Source organism: Mesorhizobium sp. M0960 (genome assembly GCF_040319055.1).
Taxonomy (GTDB): Bacteria; Pseudomonadota; Alphaproteobacteria; order Rhizobiales; family Rhizobiaceae; genus Mesorhizobium.
Genome location: NZ_JAMYNN010000047.1, coordinates 1 through 3,022, shown reverse-complemented (window position 1 = coordinate 3,022; position 3,022 = coordinate 1). Strand labels below are relative to the sequence as shown.

3 protein-coding genes and 2 pseudogenes are annotated in these 3,022 nt (G+C 62.8%); 3 read left to right on the top strand and 2 right to left on the bottom strand.

All coding sequences use genetic code 11. The annotated features are described in order from the left end of the window. Positions 1-148, bottom strand: a pseudogene (locus NKH63_RS31180) (IS66 family transposase); the annotation flags it as partial. 340 nt (positions 149-488) lie between these two features. On the opposite strand from NKH63_RS31180, the gene NKH63_RS31175 reads away from it, so the two are divergent. The 3 genes and pseudogenes from NKH63_RS31175 to tnpC form a co-directional block, all read left to right on the top strand. Beyond that, positions 489-869, top strand: coding sequence for a transposase (locus NKH63_RS31175; protein ID WP_245274633.1), 381 nt, complete (start codon positions 489-491; stop codon positions 867-869). Further along, complete coding sequence (gene tnpB / locus NKH63_RS31170; protein WP_023675163.1) at positions 866-1,210, top strand: IS66 family insertion sequence element accessory protein TnpB; 345 nt, start codon at positions 866-868, stop codon at positions 1,208-1,210. The genes NKH63_RS31175 and tnpB overlap by 4 nt, the downstream gene beginning before the upstream one ends. A 72-nt stretch (positions 1,211-1,282) precedes the next feature. After that, a pseudogene (tnpC, locus tag NKH63_RS31165) lies at positions 1,283-2,721 on the top strand (IS66 family transposase); the annotation flags it as partial. Here the strand turns inward: tnpC and NKH63_RS31160 are convergent. After that, entirely contained in the window at positions 2,707-2,922 is a 216-nt protein-coding gene (locus NKH63_RS31160; RefSeq protein ID WP_352822961.1) for a helix-turn-helix domain-containing protein, read from the bottom strand. The pseudogene tnpC and the gene NKH63_RS31160 overlap by 15 nt on opposite strands. Between the last annotated feature and the right edge of the window lie 100 nt (positions 2,923-3,022).

The following is a 3,022-nucleotide window of genomic DNA, read 5'->3' as shown; positions in this document are numbered from 1 at the left end:
TCGAACAGCGGCTCGAAGCCACTGTAACAGTCGCACTGAAGGATGCCGGCGAACCCGGCCAGATGCTTCTGAGGACGCTCGCCGCGCCGGTCGCTCGATGCGTAATAGATCGCCGCCGGCGGCGCAGGCCGGTGAAGGGACGGTCATCGCGCTTACGTAGATCTCGACATAATGCAGAGCGTTTTTAGCTCACCGTCGCGATCCACCGCAGCGCGCTCTCGCCACCCGCCTTTCTATCGCGACGCCAAGCTAAAAACGCTCTGAGATGGTGGCCGGCATTCAAGCTATGCGGTGCGCATAATCCTGATGTTTCCTTCCGAGCCCAATCGACTCGGTAGGAGATCAACAGATCAACATGCAAAAAGCGATCATCCTTCGTAAGCGCCAAGCTGACCCCATCTGGCGCGGCTTGAGGTGATGAGCGAGACATACTGACACTGAAGCAAGGAGCCGAGGAGCTTGCAGTGTCAATTTCTATGTCTGCGCCTATGCCTGATGATAGAAGTTTCCATGTTCTTGAAGCGGTTGCCAACCGACTGGAGGCAAGCCCGCAGCGTCCGCGCCGGCGCTGGTCGGCGGAAGCGAAGTCGCGGCTGATCGAGGCGACACTGAAGCCGGGCGCGAATGTATCGGCCATTGCCAGACAAGCGGGGATGGCGCCGGCCCAGCTGTTCGGCTGGCGGAGCAAGGCGATCAAGAGCGGTGCGGTCACGCCACACAGGGATGCGGAGCGGCTCGGCTTTGTCGAGGTCACGCCGACAGCGTCTGCGTCGGTGGAGATCGAGCTGGGTGGCGTGGTCATTCGCGCCGGTGCCGATATCAATGAGGAGCAGCTGGTGCGGATTATCCGGGCGGTTCGCCAGGCATGATCCCGGCTGGCGTGAAGGTGTTGGTCGCCAGTCATCCCGTCGATTTTAGAAAAGGTCCCGACGGCCTTTTGGCACTGGTGCGCGATGCCGGCTCGGATCCGTTCAACGGCGCACTTTATGTATTCCGCGCCAAAAGAGCGGACAGGATCAAGATCGTCTGGTGGGACGGCAGCGGCGTGTGTCTTTATGCCAAGCGGCTGGATGAGGCGAAGTTCTGCTGGCCGCGGATCGGCCACCACCGGGTCCAGCTCAATCATGCTCAGCTCATGGCTCTGGTTGACGGAATGGACTGGAAACGGGTTCGAACGGAGACCGTCAGGCGGCCGCAATCGGTTGGGTAAAACCCTGCGGCATGATGAATCAGGGGCCTGAAAACGCGGGAAAATTGCCGCGAATATGCTCTGATTTTGGCCATGTCGGCACCCGATCTCGCGCTCCCGGACGACGTTGACGCGCTCAAGGCGATGGTTGTTGCCATGGCCGAAAAAGCCGCCGGTCTGGAAGAGCGTAATGCCGATCTCGAAGCCCACAATACGCATCTCGAGTTGGTCAACAAGAGCGCCGAGGAGCGGATCGCACGACTGACGGCGGTGGTGAAGATGCTGGAGCGGTCGCGCTTCGGCAGCCGCTCCGAAAGGTTGCGGGCCGGTGCGCTGAGCGAGGAGCAGTACGCTCTGGTCTTCGACGAGATCGAAACCGGCGTGGCGGCCATCCAAGCGCAGATGGAGAAGTCTGCGGGCGGCTCGAAAGCGAAGCGCGCCCCGCGCCCTCGCAAAGGCTTTGCGGCCCATCTCGAACGGGTCGAGGTGGTCATCGAGCCCGAAACGCCTGCTGGCTGCGAAGCGCTGGAAAAGATCCTGATCGGCGAGGACGTCTCCGAACGGCTCGATGTCACCCCGGCGAAGTTCCGGGTGATCGTTACGCGTCGCCCCAAATATGCCTACAAGGGTTGGGACGGCGTCATCCAGGCAGCCGCGCCCGCCCGCATCATCGAAAGCGGCATTCCGACCGAAGCGCTGCTGGCGCAGATCGCGGTGTCGAAATACGCCGATGGCCTGCCGCTCTACCGCCAGGAAGCGATCTATGCCCGCGATCAGGTCGAGATCGACCGGTCACAGATGGCGCAGTGGATGGGCAAGCTCGGCTTCGAGCTCGAGCCGCTCGCCGATTACGCACTGGCTCGCATCAAGCAGGGGGAGCGGGTCTTCGCCGATGAGACCACGCTGCCAACGCTGGCGCCGGGATCTGGCAAGGCCAAGACGGCCTACCTCTGGACCTATGTCCGCGATGATCGGCCCTTTGGCGGCAGTGGACCGCCCATCGTCGCCTACCGCTTCGAGGACAGCCGCGCCGGCGAATGTGTCGCCCGTCATCTGGACGGCTATCGCGGCATCCTGCAAGTCGACGGATACGCCGCCTATAACCGGCTGGCCCGATCCGATCGGGGCAATGACGGCGTGACGCTGGCGGCGTGCTGGTCGCACGTGCGGCGCAAGTTCTACGAACTGCATGCCGCAGGCTCCTCCGTTATCGCCTCGCAGACGGTGCCCCACTGTGGGCCGCCGAGGAGGCCGTACGCGGCCAGGACCCGGCAGTACGGATAACTGCGCGTCAGGAGAAATCCGCCGCCGTCGTTGCCGCTCTCTTTGCGCTGTGGGAAAAGGAGCTGCCGAAGCTGTCGGGAAAATCGAAGCCGGCCGAGGCGATCCGCTATGCGCTCGGCCGGCGTGCCGCGCTGGAGCGCTTCCTCACCGACGGCCGCATCGAAATCGACTCCAACACCGTCGAGCGCGCCATCAGGCCACAGACGAAGACCGATTCATTATGCACCTCCTTTTCAAATGGCGGAAAACAGCGATTCTTGGTTGTCGTCGTGGATGCGACGCGGAGTATTGCGCGCCAAATCGGCCTTGATCCGTTCGTCTTCGAGGTCGCTGGCGCGGATCTGGTAGGGCGCGCCGCGCATGACCTGCTCGGCGGGCAAGAGGCCATCCCTGATGAACCGGCGGATTTTGACGTGCGAGACTCCAAGCCGGGCGGCCGCGTCCGACATGGTGAGCCACTCGCGATTCTTGTCGGAAGAGCGATAGCCGCTGATCTTGTGCACCGTGCGCAGCGATTGGACGCGACGCGCGGTCCAGGTCTTTCCCTGA